Raw genomic sequence first — 17,199 nt, forward strand, 5'->3', positions numbered from 1 at the left:
AGAAAAATTAGTCAGATTATTAGAGGACAATGTCTACTTATAGACGAAATGATAGATTTATGAAAGAGAAAAGGGGGAAATTGTTGGCATGTACATGACGATAGGGAGAATTTTTGATTTGACAGTTGGCAAGTATCCGAATAAAGAGGCGTTAGTAGAACCAGAAAAAAATATTCGTTGGACATATAAACAGTGGGATGAGCAAATAAATAAAACGGCGCAAGCTCTATTGAAAGAAGGAGTAAGAAAGGGAGATTGTGTATCTGTTTACCTATATAACTGTCGTGAATTTGTAAACGTTTACTTAGCCTGTGCGAAAATTGGCGCGATCTTCAATCCAATTAATTTCCGCTTAAAAGCAAAAGAATTATCGTATATCCTCCAAGATGCAGCCTCGAAAGTAGTTGTCTTTGAAAAAGCAGTCGAATCAACAGTTGCTATGATTGAACGAGATTTTCCAAATTCGTCTTTTTGGTACGTGGAAGACGATGCACCTTCCTATGCTAGTTCTTACCATGAAAAAGTAAATGAAGCATCAGCTGAGAAAGTAGATATTGTAGTCGATGAAATGGATTTTTGTTCTATGCTTTATACGAGCGGAACGACTGGTCATCCGAAAGGCGTACTACATCGCCATCGTGATATGGCTGAGCATAGTATGATTTGTACGTATTTCATAAAATATAACAGGGATAGCGCCGGGCTTGTGGTAGCACCTTTATATCATTGCGGCGAGTTAAATGCTGGAATCATACCGCGCATTCAAGTTGGCGGAAAGAATGTTATTTTACATCATTTTGATACGGATAGAGTATTACATACCATTCAAGAAGAGAAGATCACAACGTTTTTTGCTGCACCGACGATGTGGAATATGTTACTGCAAAAAGATCTAACTAAGTATGATTTAACTTCAATGAAAATCGGTGTATACGGCGGAGCTGCAATGGCACCGGCGCTAGTGAAGGAATGTAAAGAGCGCCTTTATATTGATCTTGTTCAAATTTACGGAATGACAGAAATGGGACCAGTTGTTGCGTTTCTCGTAGAAGAGGATCAAATTACGAAAGCTGGTTCAGCAGGAACACCGTGCTTTAGCCATGAAATTCGAATTGTGAAACCGAACGAAGATGGACCAGCAGAGCCAGATGATACGTTGCCTCCTTATGAAGTAGGGGAAATTATTTTGCGCGGTCCAACTATGATGGCTGGTTATCATAACCGAGAAGAAGCAAATGCAAAATCGATGTATAAAGGCTGGTATCATTCTGGTGATTTAGGATACTTCGATAAAGACGGCTATTTATTCGTTGCAGACCGCGTTGATGATATGGTAATTAGCGGTGGCGTAAATATTTATCCTCGCGAAATTGAAGATTTTCTTCATAGTCACCCTGGTGTATTAGATGTTGCAGTACTTGGTGAGCCAGACGAACTATGGGGAGAGCGTGTCGTTGCGGTCGTTGTAAAGAAAGATAAAAATATTTCAGAAGCTGATTTAGAAATGTATTGTAAAGAAAGTGATGAATTAGCCGACTATAAACGTCCGCGTCATTACTTATTTGTAGATGAACTTCCTCGTAATGCGAGCGGGAAGTTGCAAAAATTTGTGCTGAGAGAGTCGTTAAAAGGTATGAAAAAATAATGAAAAAATGCCTTTCCAAATTCGGAAAGGCATTTTTATTACTTTCGTGAGAAACCTTCTTCATCAAGGTATTCCGCAGCTTCTGGATAAGAGTTGAATGTACCGTCTAAGTTTACGCCAGCGTAAACGTTCCACATGTCATCCTCTTGAATAAGAGTTAGGATATGTCCGTCTTCGTTACGCCATTCTTCTTCCGCAGCAGGTTCCATTGGTGCTACAATTTCCTCTTGCTCCTGTGATAGACGTTCAATTACTTTTTCAATTAATGAACGCAGTTCTTCTTCTGAAAACTCACGGATGTTAATCATACCTTTATCATCTGTTCTATAACCTTTAATGAAGTTTGCATATACAAATCCGTTTCCATTTGGGTGTAAATGATATACAACGTTCTTTTTATCTAAACGACTTTCTTCAAAGTGAAAGTTTACGCGTTTTAATGATACGTTCTTTCTTTCTAATTCCGGGAAAGATTCAATAATTGATAATTTTTCTTCAAAAGTTAGCATAGTGCCTCCAAGTATATAGTAAAAGATTTAATTTGTTCATTATAGCATAGTCAAGTTTGTTTCCAAAGGTAGATTCGTCATATTGCTGTTTTTTAGTTTGATTTGGGAAGGCTATTTATCAATGTAGACGTTTACTTCACGAGACTGTAAAGAGTTTTTTATAAATACGCTAACGAATGATTTGTTTTAGATGTACAATGGAACATGGACTTTATAAGAAGGTGGTTATTTATATGTTTCAAAAAATAGCAAAGGAATGTTTAGCAGGGTTTACTGTTGCGATTGTTGCTTTGCCGCTAGCGATTGCATTTGGTATTGCCGCAACGGGAACGTCTGAGGGAGCGCTAGTCGGATTGTATGGTGCGATTTTTGCAGGTTTGTTTGCGGCGTTATTTGGTGGTACACCGGGGCAAGTAACGGGTCCTACTGGGCCGATTACAGTTATTGCAACAGGTGTTATTGCAACTCACGGATTAGAAGCAAGCTTTATTGCATTTATGATGGCAGGGTTATTTCAAATTTTATTTGGTGTATGTAAGCTCGGCTCTTACGTTCGTTACATTCCGTATCCTGTTGTTTCAGGGTTTATGAATGGGATTGCACTGATTATTATTTTAGGTGAAATGAAGCACGTACAAAATAGCTTTCTGCTTGTGTTATTAACGATCATTGTAATGATTGTTTCTGGAAAATGGATTAAGGCCATTCCATCAAGTTTAGTAGCATTAGTAGGTGTTACAGTAACGTTGCCGTTATTTTCTTCTATGCTACAAGGAATTACAGTAAACTTACCAGTTGTAGGAACTCTTTCTTTAAATAAGATGATTGAAAAGATTGGTGCAATTCCAGAGGCGATGCCATCTCTTCACGTACCGGCTTTAGACGCAAATGGCATGTTAGCACTTGTATTACCAGCACTTAGTATTGCTTTACTAGGATCAATTGACTCATTATTAACGTCTGTCGTAATGGATAATGTGACGGGGACACGTCATAAAAGTAATAAAGAGTTAATCGGACAAGGTATTGGTAATATTGCGAGCGGTTTGTTCGGCGGATTAGCAGGAGCAGGTGCAACTGTTAGATCTATCGTCAATATAAGAAGCGGGGGAAAGACGGCACTTTCAGCTTGTATGCATAGTGTCATATTATTTATTTTCATTATGGGACTCGGTTCAGTCGTACAATATATTCCGCTTGCTGTATTATCAGGTATTTTAATTTTAACTGGTATCGGGATGTTTGATTGGGAAAGCATGAGGAAAGCGCATGTAGCACCAAGAGGTGATGTGATTGTTATGTTCGTGACGATGGTTGTGACAGTGAAATTCGATTTAATGGTTGCTGTTGCGTTTGGCATTATTCTTTCCTTCATTATATACATGGTGAAGTGTAAAGAACGTAAAGCTTCTATTATAAAAGAAAAAGAAGCGACGTATACGATTCAGGGACCACTTTCATTTCTATCAGTAGATCGTATTTTTGCTTCTTTACAAGATGTGAAGTCACCAGTTAGTTTGCGTATGAAAGATGTACGTTATATGGATGTATCAGGAGCTATGGCGTTATTAAACTTTGTTGAGCAATCGGATAAAGCAGGAGTACGTGTGACACTTGAACATGTACATCCGCATGTTGAAAAGACGATAGTAATGATGGCGAATGATGAGCAAAAAGAGAAACTGCAGTTTTTAAAAGTTAAGGCAATATAACAATAAGAACCTTCACATGAATTGCGTTATAGAGTGTGAAAGTTCTTATTATTTGTATATGTGCTTACTATGTATAAAATCATTATATCTAAATGTTATACGTCTGTTGACAATTGATTTTCTACACAGTATAGTAACATCTTAGATTAGCAATGTGCTATTATAAGAAGGTATATGAATTTTGAGATTCCTTTATATTCAGAAGGAAGAGCTTTAAGCTGGAGGGAATATTTGATGTACAAACAGTTACCACATGGAGTGAAGATCGGGATTACACGATCAATTGTTGTTTCTTTTGAGAGATATATGAAAGAAATTGAATGGAATGAAGAAAAATTTGATATGCAGCAATTTGTTGAACAGTGGAAACAATATTTATACACAAAATCAACTTGGATTAATAAAGTAGATGACGAGTTGAAAGGACATCCAGATTTCCATCAAGCATTAGCGATGAAAGTAAATGAAAAAATTAATGAGCTTATTAGTGAGCAGCCGAGCGAAGAACAATTAGAGCTGTTAAACAAGAGCGAAGTAAAGCATGTAGATGAAATGTGTAAACTAGAAGCTGAGTATCATATTGAACGTTTATTAGTAACGAAGTAGATTTTACATAAAAAATAGAGCCTATCCTAAAGGTGTGATGACCATCTTTTAGGATAGGCTTTTTTGTATATTAGTCTTGTGGTACAAATGCTTTCCAGCTAGATAAATCCATATTTTGTTTCAAGATGGATGAAGCAGGGAAAACAAATGACCACGGTTTTGTAGTATTCGCTTTAATTTCAAGATTAGGTAACGTGAAAGCACCTTTAACAACGACTTCTCCAGAAGTATCTTCAATATGAAGAGGAAGTTGTTCTAATTGAATGTTATCTTTACAGCCGTTACGAATTAGAAGTGTTGTATGTAAATCACCGTTCTCTTTCAGTGCGGCTTGTAAACCTAGGAAGTTAATTTCACCTTCATTTGGAGGTGTTAAATTGTCTACAAAATTACGTAAAGCATCTTTGCTTGCTTCAGGTAACTGAGATTCCCAAGATGGATCTAAATCTAGTTGATGCTTACTTTCAAGTTCGAAAGCTAATTCCCAATCTGATTGAGATAGTTCAGCTTCCGTTATTGTTTCTTGCTCAAATGTAAATACGAAAGGCATATTCACGTTTTCAGGAATATCGCCAAGTGCAGATAGGTTAAATGTTTTACGTGCGCACAGCTTTTTATCTTTGTTTAATAGAAGTAATGTAACTTCTTCGAAAGAAATTGGTTTTGGGACACTGCTGCGAATGAAAGCAGCTACATCGTATGCGCCATCACGTTTTTCAATTTCAATTCCTGATAAGGAAATTTGATATTCTTGTAAACGTGGTAATTCTTTATGTAAGAATTGATAAATGTATTTTTGTTCTTGTGCTACGTCACCCCAGCTAGGATGGAAGTAAAGAACTGGCTTTACCGTTTTATTTTGAGAAGTAGTTTCTTCTTGTCCAAATAATTGATTACTAGAAACAGTAGTATCTTTTCCTTTTTTCTTTGCCTTTTTCAGGAATGATAACATAAATTTTCACCTCATGATTGTACGTTTTCTGGAACTGCTAAATGTCTCGCGATATATCGGCACATTTCTTTTTCGAAATTACCGTAAGTGTATAAGAAAATATCCAAACCTTCTTTTTGGTAAAGGCGAGTTGGATCTTCTTGTTGGTATTGTCTTAAGCCAATACCTTCTTTCAAGTGAGTCATTGCATCTAAGTGATTTACCCAGTTTTGATCTAGGAAGTGTAAACCAACGTAGCGCAGTGATTGTTGTAAATCCGCATGGTCATTTAATTCTTGTACACGTTCGATATAGCTAGAAATTGTATCTTTTAAAACGATTTGTAAATCCTCAGGTGAATGTACGTCGTTCGCAGATAATGGCGGCAAAGTTTCCGCCGCTAAAACTTCTTTAATAGATGCTGTTAAACTAGTGAAATCCCATTCTTCAGGAAGCATTCCTTCAAGAAGGTGCTGCTTAGCAATTGCATCCACAGAGTGTTCAATCATTGGAATAACAAGTTCTATCATATTTGTTTCTTCTTTTAGAAGGTTGTTACGTAGTGTGTATATAACATTACGTTGATCATTAATTACGTCATCTAATTTTAAATTATATTCACGCATTGAGAAATGACCACCTTCACAAGTTAATTGTGTACGGTTGATGAAATCATGAACTTTAGGTGTATTAATAAGTCCCGTTGTGTCAGGTTTCATTGATTTTATTAGCTTTTCTACTTCTTCATGAGCAAAACGTTTTAGCATCTCATCTTCTAAAGATAGGAAAAATTGAGAGCTTCCCGGATCTCCTTGGCGACCAGCTCGTCCTTTAAGCTGGTTATCAACGCGGCGAGATTCATGACGTTCTGTTCCAATTACATGTAATCCACCAAGGGCGTGGACACCTTCACCTAGTAAAATATCAGTACCTCGGCCTGCCATATTTGTAGCAATTGTAATTTGACCTTTTTGCCCAGCAGTTGCGATCAAGTCTGCTTCTTGCTCTGCACTTTTAGCGTTTAATAATTGATATTTGATGTTTGCTTCATTTAAGTAATGAGCAACAGTTTCAGATTGCAAGATTGACATCGTCCCAATTAAAATAGGGCGTCCTTGCTTATGCTGTTTTAGAACTTCTTCACGCACAGCTTTATATTTATCATCAGCTGTTACATATACTACGTCATTTTTATCTTCACGAAGAATAGGACGGTTCGTTGGAATTGGAATAACTTCCATATTGTATACACGGTTGAATTCTTTTTCTTCCGTTTTTGCTGTACCTGTCATACCTGATAACGCCGGATACATACGGAAGAAGTTTTGAATTGTAATAGAAGCTTGTGTTTGGTTTTCTTCTGTAATTTCTAAACCTTCTTTTGCTTCTAGTGCTTGATGTAAGCCGTCACTTAAAGAGCGACCATCCATAACACGTCCTGTGAAAATATCTACAAGTAGTATTTTTTCATCATGCACAATATAGTCAACGTCAAGCTGGAAAGCGACATTGGCACGTAATGATTGAATCATATAATGGTATAGAGTTTGATGCTCTAAATCATATAAGTTATCGATGTCAAATAAATCTTCTATTTTTGTAATACCGTCTTCTGTAAAACTAGCTGATTTCGATTCTGCATCGTATGTATAGTGAAGGGTATCTTGGAACGATTTAATAACTTTTGCACATAAATAATGCAAATCAGAGCTACCTGATTTCTTCCCAGCAATGATAAGTGGCGTTTTCGCCTCATCAATTAAAACGCTATCAATCTCATCGATAATAGCAAAGTGATAGGGGCGCTGAACTTGATCATTTTGTGAAGCAGCCATATTATCGCGAAGATAGTCAAAGCCAAACTCTGTTCCAATACCGTATGTAATATCAGCTTTGTACGCAAGTTTCTTTTCAGAAGGATCGATTTGAGGAATATTTAATCCAACTTGTAAGCCTAGAAATTCATGGACTTGGCCAATTAACTCTTTATCACGCTTCGCTAAGTAATCGTTTACAGTAATAACATGAACGCCTTTTCCTTCAAGGGCACGTACATATGTTGGGAGAGAGGAAACTAACGTTTTTCCTTCACCAGTTGGCATCTCCGCAATATTACCTTCTAGTAATACAAGTCCTCCGATTAACTGCACATCGTAATGGCGTAATCCAAGCACACGTTTTGCGGCTTCACGTACAACAGCGAATGCTTCTACTTTTATGTCATCAACTGTTTTACCATCCTTAAGCATACTTTTGAATGTGACAGTTTTGTGACGTAATTCTTCGTCAGGTAAATCAGACATTTGTTTTTCCAAATCATTAATATTTTGAACGAGTTGTTCATATTTTTTTAGCTTTCTCTTTTGAGAATCTCCTAACAATTTCTTTACCGAATTCAGCATGTTGTAAACACTCCTCTTACTGACAATAGCTACATTATAGCACATGTTTATCTTGAACAAGTAGAAGTAGTAAATTGAAGAAAATACTGGATAAAAATACGCGCATCTTGCACATATTATATTTGAAGCATGAGAAGAAAGAGAGTATTCAATATATAAGAAATTTGGTATGATAACTAAATGAGATAAAGTGATGATTCTCAAGATGAATGAATAATACTGATTTAATATTTTATGTAGATTATATATTGAAAGAAAAGAGATAGAAGATGAATAAAAAGTTTGTAAAAGGCGCTGCGATTTTAACCGTTACAACGTTTATATCGAAAGTAGTGGGGAGTTTTTTTCAAATTCCATTGCAAAATATAGCAGGGGATGAAGTACTTGGGGTTTTTCGCCTTGTTTTTCCTGTATATATGATAGCCTTAACTTTATCAGTAGCGGGAGTCCCGCTAGCAATATCACAGTTAATAGCTGATCTTCATGAAAAGAATGATCGTGACGGAATAGCTAAATTGTTTACGTCCGCATCTATTATCGGTGTTATATTTGGGGTGCTCGGATTTTTAATTATTATCATTGGATCGAGTAGCATTGCAAATATGCTTGGTGGACAAGAGACGAGGCTACCATTAATTGTTACTTCGTTTGCTTTATTAATCGCACCGTATATGGCAGTGTACCGTGGATATTTCCAAGGGTTTGGAGATATGATACCTACTGGTGTATCGCAAGTAATTGAACAGTTGATTCGCGTGTTCTTTATGCTAACAATTGCTTATATATTTGTATATTGGAATAAAAGTAGTGATATCATAACAGGTGGAGCGATGATCGGTTCTTGCTTTGGTGTTATTACGTCACTCATATATTTGCGAATGAAATATGTGAAAAGCACGTATCGCTATAAGAGTGAAACATATTCATTACAAGACTTTAAGAAAAATGCGAAAAGTATACTCCGTGTTTCAGTTCCTATTGCAATCGGAGCGTTATCGATGCCTGTTTTAAATTTAGTTGATTCTGTAACAATTCCACATGTATTACATGAATCTTCTACAACGATTCAGGAACAATTTGGTATATATAGCCGTGGTTTTGCATTTACGCAATTAATCGTTGTATTTGCAAGTGCGATAGTATTTCCATTAATTCCATTATTAACAGCGGCTTTAACAAAAAAAGATATAGCTTTAGCTAAACTGACAGTAAAACGTACAAATGAGTTTGCACACGTTTTAACAATGCCGATAACGATATGGCTTATGGCGCTTGCAGTACCGCTTAATGTTGCGTTATTTACAGATACAAAAGGAAGTGGCATGTTAGCTATTTTAATTGGTAGCTCGTATTTCACATCACTTATGGTATTATCAATAGGAATCTTGCAAGGGATTAATCGTTCGATGCAAGCAGCATGGATTGTCATCGGTGTAAGTTTTGTAAAAATTGTATTAAATATAGCGCTAGTAAACCAATTCGGTATAAATGGAGCAGCGTATAGTACTCTAATTATTTATATAATGATTTGTATCGCAAATCATATTTATATTAGAAAAGATCTTTCCTATCCAATAGCTATAGGGAAATTTTTGGCTGTGATTGGAGTATCTAGTATTTTAGGTATAGCATTATACTTTGGGTCTACATTAATCAATGTGACAGATTCCAGGATTTTAGCAATGATATATAGTGCTGTAGCGCTAAGTATAGCTTCAGTGTTATATGGCATATGTGCATTGAAACTAAACTGGATATCGAAAGAACAAATTCCATTTTTACGTAAATAAAATCGTTGATTATAGAAAATGAACAATATTATACATGGGTATGACTTGTTAGATGTTTGTGAAAGAAATCAATTTGAAGTTATCAAACCTTTCTCGGCAAGGAATGGATAACAATTTGTTTAATTACAAAAAGAGTTGATTGCGAAATGTTGGAGGAGATTAAGAGTGCGGTTAGTTTTATCAGGATATTATGGTTTTTATAATGTTGGGGACGAAGCAATTTTGCAATCAATTATTAAAGCGCTACATGAAGAGGATCCTACTCTTGAGCTTGTTGTACTTTCAAATGACCCCGACTATACAAGAAAAATGTACGGTGTAGAAGCAGTAAATCGCTGGGATATAAGAGCGATTTACCGAGAAATAAAGAGAAGTAATGGTTTAATTAGCGGAGGCGGAAGTCTCTTACAAGATAAGACGAGTATTAAGAGTATTTTATACTATACGGGTATTATGCGGCTTGCCCGTTTTTTGAAAAAGCCGTATTATATTTACGCCCAAGGAATCGGACCTATTACGAAGAAGCAAAATCGTTTATTAGTGAAATGGCATGTATCAAAGGCTGAATATATATCAGTACGTGATGAAGACTCTTTTTTGTACTTAAAAGAAATTGGTATTAAGAAAGACATCGAACTTGTTCCAGATCCAGTATTAGCTTGTCAGCCAGAAGAAAAGAAATCCGATTGGCTTCAAAAGCATGCACTGCAAGGAAAGGTCGTTGCGGTTAGTGTAAGGTACTGGGATGCAAAAGAAGATTATATGAAGAAGTTAGCAGATACGCTGAAAAAGCTTAAGCAAGAGGGATACCATATTTTATTTGTACCGATGCATGGACCATTTGATCAAAATGCATCAAGGGATATCATTAATTTGATGGGAGAAGAAGCGCACATGCTCCCTTATAAAATGGATATTCATGAGAAAATCTCTATTTTATCAGAATGCTCTCTTTTAATAGGAATGAGACTGCATGCTCTTATATTATCGGCAGTTGCAAACACGCCTATGGTTGGAATTTCATATGATCCAAAGATCGATTCGTTTTTACAACAAGTAAATCAGCCGATTATTGGGAATGTGGATGGAGACTGGACGACAGAAACATTACATAGTATGGCGATTAAACAATTAGAGCAGACAGAATATGTACAGGAAACGTTAGGACAAAGGGTAGAGGAGTTGCGAGAGCAAATTTCCATAGCGTCCAAATATATTATTAATGACTTACATGTAAAAGAGTCTATAAAAAGAGGAATGGAATAGAGGCCATTCCTTTTTTTATTCAATAATTGAGTAGAAAAAAGAACAGGGATCACCTGTTCTTTTTTGCTATGTAAGTAAAAGTTTGAAAGAGAAGCGTATTGAAGAAAAAATAAAATGTCGACAAAAAATATAAAAAATGTAGAATAATGTCGAAAAAAACAAAAGATTCGAGTTTTATTTTTCCTGAATATGTATGTTTTTAGTGGTTCTTAATCTTAAAATCTTAACATTAGCATATAAAGAATATTGATATAAAGCGTTTTATACAAAAACACTTGGATAACGAGGCAGGTTTTGTTCAGAAAAATGAATTTAAGAATGATGTCGAAAATCATAGAAACATCTTGTCGATTTATGTCGTAATATCTTTATAGTTGGATGTTGAAATTGTAAACGTTTTTCTGCTATAGTAGTAAGTGGTTATGTACAGATTGTGTGAAGCTTATGTTGATACACAATTAATACATACTTGATAATGAAGCCTATACATAATTTTTATGAGATGTCGAAAAATAAAGTTGGATAATTGTAAATCTTTTTATTTTTTTGGCGTTTAGGCATTTTATTTTTCAATAAAATGGTGTAATATGTGTATTGTTCTATATTATGGAATGGTTTTCGCATTTCTATAATGTAATAATTCAACCAAATTTATAGTTACTAGTTTTCATCATACATAGGAAATTTTTATTTATCTCATATGCTATGAAACTAGTATTACATTCCTGAAGGAGGAAATATATAAAATGGCAAAGACTAACTCTTACAAAAAATTAATCGCTGGTACAATGACAGCAGCAATGGTAGCAGGTGTTGTATCTCCAGTAGCAGCAGCAGGTAAATCATTCCCAGACGTTCCAGCTGATCACTGGGCTTTAGATTCTATTAACTACTTAGTAGAAAAAGGCGCAATTAAAGGTACAGACACAGGAATGTTCGAGCCTGGAAAAGAATTAACTCGTGCAGAAGCAGCTACAATGATGGCTCAAATCTTAAACTTACCAATCGATAAAGATGCTAAACCATCTTATACTGACGCTCAAGAGGGCTGGGCTACTCCATTCATCGCAGCTGTAGAAAAAGCTGGTGTAGTTAAAGGTAAAGGTAACGGCATATTCGATCCAAACGGAAAAATGGATCGCGTTTCAATGGCATCTATGCTTGTAGAGGCTTACAAATTAGATTCTAAAGTAACTGGTACTCCAGAAACTAAATTCTCAGATTTAGAAAAATCATGGGGTAAAGCAAAAGCTAATATCCTAGTTGAATTAGGAATTTCTGCAGGTACTACTGCAACTACTTGGGAGCCTGAAAAAACTGTAACTAAAGCAGAAGCAGCTCAATTCATTGCTAAGACTGATAAAGATTTCGGTGCGGCAGCAAAAGTTGAATCTGCAAAAGCAGTTACATCTCAAAAAGTAGAAGTTAAATTTGACAAAGCTGTTGAAAAATTAACTAAAGAAGACGTTAAAGTAACAAACAAAGCTAACAACGATAAAGCGTTAGTTAAAAACGTAACTTTATCAGAAGATAAAAAATCTGCTACAGTTGAGTTATACGATAACCTAGCAGCTAAACAAACTTACACTGTAGATGTAAATAAAGTTGGTAAAACAGAAGTAACTGTAGGTTCTTTAGAAGCAAAAACAATTGAAATGGCTGATCAAACAGTAGTAGCTAATACAGCAACTAAATTACAATACAAAGTTACAGATGAAAACGGTACTGAAGTTGTTTCACCGACTGGTATTGAATTTGAAACTCCAGCTGCTGAGGGAACAATTAAAAATGGTGAAATTACTTTAGCAAAAGGTACTTCAACTACTGTAAAAGCTGTTTATAAAAAAGACGGTAAAGTAGTAGCTGAAAGTAAAACAGTAAAAGTTTCTGCTGAAGGTGCTGCAGTAGCTTCAATCTCTAACTGGACAGTTGCAGAACAAGGTACAGCTGACTTTACTTCTAAAGATTTCAAACAAAACAATAAAGTTTACGAAGGCGACAATGCTTACGTTCAAGTAGAATTGAAAGACCAATTTAATGGAGTAACAACTGGAGCAGTTGAATACGAGTCATTAAATACAGAAGTAGCAGTAGTAGATAAAGCTACTGGTAAAGTAACTGTTTTAGCTGCAGGGAAAGCACCAGTAAAAGTAACTGTTAAAGATACAAACGGTAAAGAGCTTGCTTCAAAAACAGTTGAAATTGAAGCTTTCGCTCAAAAATCTCTAAAAGAAATTAAGTTAGAGCAAACAAACTTAACACTTTCTACGAAAGACGTAACAGACTTAAAAATAAAAGCTCCAGTATTAGATCAATACGGTAAAGACTTTACTGCTGATAAAGTAGAAGTAAAAGTTCTTGATAAAGACGGTAAAGAGCTAAAAGATCAAAAAGTAACTGCTAAGCATGAAAATAAAGAATTAGTAGTAAATGCTAATGGTCAAGAAGCTGGAAAATACGTATTAGAATTAACAGCTACATCTGGTAAAAAAGAAGTAAAAGCTAAAGTAGCTCTAGAATTAAAAGCTCCAGGTACATTCTCTAAATTTGAAGTTCGTGGCTTAGAGAGCGAGTTAGATAAATATGTTACTAAAGACAATAAAAAGAATGCTATGACTGTTTCTGTCCTTCCAGTTGATGCAAATGGATTAGTTTTAAAAGAGGCTGAAGGTGCTGAACTAACAGTAACAACAACAAATAAAGATGGTAAAGAAGTAGCGGCAACTAGTGAGCAAGTAACTGTGGACAATAACAGTGTAATTACTGTTGGAGCAGGTGCAAAAGCTGGTGAAACTTACAAAGTAGCTGTGAAATTAGCTGATGGTAAGTTAATCGCAACTCATTCATTCAAAGTTGTTGACACAGCACCAGCTGCTAAAGGATTAGCAGTAGAGTTCACAAGCACATCTCTAAAAGATGTAGCAGCAAACGCTGATTTAAAAGCTGAGCTTGCAAAAATTCTATCTGTTGATAACGTACCTGCAACTACAGCAAACGCAACAGTTTCTAAAGTAGAATTTGTTTCTGCTGACACAAGTGTTGTAGCTGAAGATGGAAAAGTTGGTACAAAAGGTGCAACATCTATCTACGTGAAAAACCTGACAGTTGTAAAAGAAGGTAAAGAACAAAAGGTAGAATTTGATAAAGCAGTAAGAGTAGCAGTTTCTATCAAAGAAGTAAAGCCTGCACAAAACTAATTTAAAATAATTAAATAGTAAGTGCTTAATAAAGCCTATGAGAAAATAGATGAAAGTCTATGAGTATCATAGGCTTTTATTTTAATAGTAGAATTGTATAAAAAATTTAAGAGGAAGGAGAAAATAGCAATAAGATGCCTTTATTTTTTAGTTTGAGGTGGATAATGAGAGAGAAGCTAAAATAAAAACACAGCCATGCATAAGCTTTATGGCTGTGTTATATGATTATTTCTTAAACTTAAACATGTCCCCGCTCAAATTCGAATCACTATACACGAACAATACCATGTTAATGTTGTTGTCTTTAATGTATTGATAGACATCCCTTTCGTGATAGTGACGAAGGTCGAGGATGGATGTGTGTTTGAAGCTTTGTGCTAAGTGAGGCACAATTGCGTTTGCGAATGAGTCTTTTAGGACTAAAGCTCGTACATCATTTGGTGCATTGTTGTTTTCGATGACGATTTCTGGATAGTCGTTTGCATAATAGCCGGCGTATGATGTTGTGTCTTTTTGTTTTTCTACGCCATATAGTTCATCTAATGTGCGATATACGGTGCCATTTACATCTTTTGCAGCTACGCTCGTAAAGTTGAAACCGTCTTTCGGTGTGTAGTAGCATAGTTTTTCTCCAGTTGCATCGATTAGTTGGTATAGCTGGTTGTTAAAGCTTCCGACTAGATGTTTATTCGGAGCGCACGTACGAGTGTAATCTTCTTTTTTTATTTCTTGTCCTTTATATATAGAAGATTGTTGCGCGATTGTGTTCATTATATATTGATAGCCTAAGAAGGCACCATCCATATTCCAGTGATGGTCTGTTTTAAAGTACATACTTTGTATTTCTTCATTTGTATAGTTTTTCTTGAAATGTTCCATGAGTTTAATTGGCTTTACGTCCGCAGGAAGTTTATTTAGAAAGTAATTTAAATTCTCCTGTGCATATGTGTGAATATGAGAAGGTAATTTAAATGATAATGCATTCGTTTTGGACGGTGGTAAAGCAAAGTAAAACTCAATGTTTTGTTCTTTTAAAAACTGAGATAAGTCGTTTACAGCTGGCATAGCTTGGTCAATCTCATTATATTTTGTAGTCCAAGCAGGGTTTTTCAGAAGCCATTTATCATCAGTTAGAATAATATCGTTAATGAGAGACTTGCCCATTTTAATTTGGGTAAGTGTATAGTTTTTTATGAGATCATCTCTGCCGATTAATTGATCGTTTGTATATGTCTCAAAGTCTTTAAAGAAACTACCATTTAAGGCAACTTCTTTTGTAAGAGCTGGTTTTTGAGCGAGCGGACGATTTTCAACGGACGAAACTGCTCGGTCAGTTTTGAGAAGCGATAATATGCCAAATGAAAAGATAATGGTGAGAAAACCGATAAATAGGACGATGTTCCCCAATTTTTTCATAATAACTTTTCCTTCCTACATAAAGTGAAACTTTAATCAGTGGGGGTTTTGTTCATCCGCCACTGATTATCAGCCTTAATCAATCGGGCTTTTACGGGCAGCCCGCCCCCCACCTAACTTCTTTGCTTTCGCTGAATTTTGAGGTGGGGGTCTTACTGCCCGTAAAATAGCGGGATAAGTTAAAACCTGAAGTAAATAAATGGATTATACGTCGAATTAATTAAATACATAATCGAAATCATAAATAATGTTAGTAATAATATAGGACGTACAACTTGCATCGTGAATGTATACGTTTTTGGTGCAAGTTCTAATATGTTTTTAACACGTTTCAAAATTGGTGTCGCTGCGATAAAGGCGATGATAAATATGACAATGTATTCATGTATATATAGCAGTGTGTTGTCATCGATGAAAGATTGCCTCTCTATGCCAAACATCGCTTTTAAATATTGGAACGAGTATGCGAAGTTATCAGCTCGGAAGAAGACCCAACCGATCATAACGATGATTAGTACATATGCATGTTGCAGCGGCTTCCATAGCTTATTTAATATTTTCTCGAATCCAGCTTTTTCAATCGAGATAATAAAGCCGTAATATAATCCCCAGGTGATAAAGGTCCAGCTTGCCCCGTGCCATAAACCGGTTAATCCCCATACGATGAAGAGGTTACGGTAATTTGCTAGTTTGGATACACGGTTTCCGCCGAGCGGAATGTATATATAGTCGCGGAACCAAGAGCCTAGTGTAATATGCCATCTTCTCCAAAATTCTGAAATGGATTTCGAGATGTACGGATAATTGAAGTTTTTCGGGAAATCAAATCCGAACATTTTTCCAAGTCCAATTGCCATATCAGAGTATCCTGAGAAATCGAAATAGATTTGAAGTGTATAGGCGATAATACCAATCCAAGCCGTTCCAGCGCTCATTTCAGATGGTGGTAAGGCAAAGATTTTATCTGCGACAAATCCAACTTGATTGGCGATTAACATTTTTTTCGCTAATCCTAAAACGAAAATTTGGATACCTTCTGTAAATCGTTCAAAAGAATGGATGCGCGTTTTAATTTGATCAGCAACGATATTGTAACGAACGATTGGTCCGGCAATAAGCTGCGGGAAAATTGATATATATAGCGCTAAGTTAAGTGGATTCTTTTGAACATCTCCATCTTTACGGTATATATCGATGACATATGACATCGCTTGGAACGTATAGAATGAAATTCCAATTGGTAGTGGAATAGGATCCACATGAATAGATAAATGCAAAGTTTGATTCAAAATATCTGTGAAAAAGGAAATATATTTAAAATAAGAAAGTAATAAAATATTCCCGACCACAGCCATAATTAAAAATGTGACTTTCATATTTTTTCGTTTATCATAATGATGCACGAGTAGGCCGAAGCAGTAGTTTAATATAATAGAAAAGAGCATTAAAAGAACGAAACGTGGTTCTCCCCATGCATAGAAAATTAAACTAAATGCAAGTAATACGAAATTACGTAGCTCGGCACGCACTATAAAATAGAAAAATAATACGAGAGGTAAAAAGATAAATAAGAAAACAGAACTACTAAATACCAAAGGACTCTCCTCACTTTTTTCAAAAATACATTTCGTGCAAAAAACCGACATTTCTATTATATATTCTTTTAAATAAAAGTGCCTTTAATATTTTATCATGTTAATAATTCGATTAAAATGATTATTATAT

Annotated in this window: 11 protein-coding genes; 6 read left to right on the forward strand and 5 right to left on the reverse strand. The window is 35.5% G+C overall.

The annotated features are described in order from the left end of the window. The first annotated feature begins 88 nt into the window (after positions 1-88). Positions 89-1,645: a fatty acid--CoA ligase gene (locus tag JFT89_RS22175; protein WP_016094693.1), complete on the forward strand. Its 1,557-nt coding sequence runs from the start codon at positions 89-91 to the stop codon at positions 1,643-1,645. 38 nt (positions 1,646-1,683) lie between these two features. Here the strand turns inward: JFT89_RS22175 and JFT89_RS22180 are convergent, their stop codons facing one another. Further along, positions 1,684-2,154 (reverse strand): hypothetical protein, encoded by a 471-nt coding sequence (locus JFT89_RS22180; protein WP_002010927.1) that lies wholly within the window; start codon positions 2,152-2,154, stop codon positions 1,684-1,686. Positions 2,155-2,387: 233 nt separating this feature from the next. On the opposite strand from JFT89_RS22180, the gene JFT89_RS22185 reads away from it, so the two are divergent. After that, positions 2,388-3,866 (forward strand): SulP family inorganic anion transporter, encoded by a 1,479-nt coding sequence (locus JFT89_RS22185; protein WP_201040586.1) that lies wholly within the window; start codon positions 2,388-2,390, stop codon positions 3,864-3,866. 234 nt (positions 3,867-4,100) lie between these two features. After that, a complete protein-coding gene (locus JFT89_RS22190; RefSeq protein ID WP_002125538.1) occupies positions 4,101-4,472 on the forward strand; it encodes a hypothetical protein in 372 nt (123 codons plus the stop codon). 70 nt (positions 4,473-4,542) lie between these two features. On the opposite strand, the gene JFT89_RS22195 is transcribed toward JFT89_RS22190, so the two are convergent. Continuing rightward, positions 4,543-5,424, reverse strand: a complete 882-nt coding sequence (locus JFT89_RS22195) for an accessory Sec system S-layer assembly protein (RefSeq protein ID WP_002063995.1) — start codon at positions 5,422-5,424, stop codon at positions 4,543-4,545. A gap of 11 nt (positions 5,425-5,435) precedes the next feature. Beyond that, entirely contained in the window at positions 5,436-7,805 is a 2,370-nt protein-coding gene (gene secA2 / locus JFT89_RS22200) for an accessory Sec system translocase SecA2 (RefSeq protein WP_016094691.1), read from the reverse strand. A 269-nt stretch (positions 7,806-8,074) separates the two neighbouring features. Between secA2 and JFT89_RS22205 the strand changes: the two genes are divergently transcribed. From JFT89_RS22205 to sap, 3 genes are all read left to right on the forward strand, one after another. Beyond that, positions 8,075-9,595: a putative polysaccharide biosynthesis protein gene (locus JFT89_RS22205; RefSeq protein ID WP_201040587.1), complete on the forward strand. Its 1,521-nt coding sequence runs from the start codon at positions 8,075-8,077 to the stop codon at positions 9,593-9,595. 165 nt (positions 9,596-9,760) lie between these two features. Then, positions 9,761-10,861 (forward strand): polysaccharide pyruvyl transferase CsaB, encoded by a 1,101-nt coding sequence (gene csaB / locus JFT89_RS22210; RefSeq protein WP_002134639.1) that lies wholly within the window; start codon positions 9,761-9,763, stop codon positions 10,859-10,861. Between the two features lie 746 nt (positions 10,862-11,607). Then, a complete protein-coding gene (sap, locus tag JFT89_RS22215; protein ID WP_016094690.1) occupies positions 11,608-14,058 on the forward strand; it encodes an S-layer protein Sap in 2,451 nt (816 codons plus the stop codon). A gap of 225 nt (positions 14,059-14,283) precedes the next feature. Here the strand turns inward: sap and patB1 are convergent, their stop codons facing one another. Next, positions 14,284-15,474, reverse strand: a complete 1,191-nt coding sequence (gene patB1 / locus JFT89_RS22220; protein ID WP_016094689.1) for a secondary cell wall polysaccharide O-acetyltransferase PatB1 — start codon at positions 15,472-15,474, stop codon at positions 14,284-14,286. Positions 15,475-15,653: 179 nt separating this feature from the next. Next, on the reverse strand, positions 15,654-17,069 hold the full coding sequence (locus JFT89_RS22225) for an MBOAT family O-acyltransferase (protein WP_201040588.1): 1,416 nt from the start codon (positions 17,067-17,069) through the stop codon (positions 15,654-15,656). Positions 17,070-17,199 lie beyond the last annotated feature (130 nt).

Source organism: Bacillus sp. TH25, assembly GCF_016650935.1.
In the GTDB taxonomy this organism is placed as follows: Bacteria; Bacillota; Bacilli; order Bacillales; family Bacillaceae_G; genus Bacillus_A; species Bacillus_A mycoides.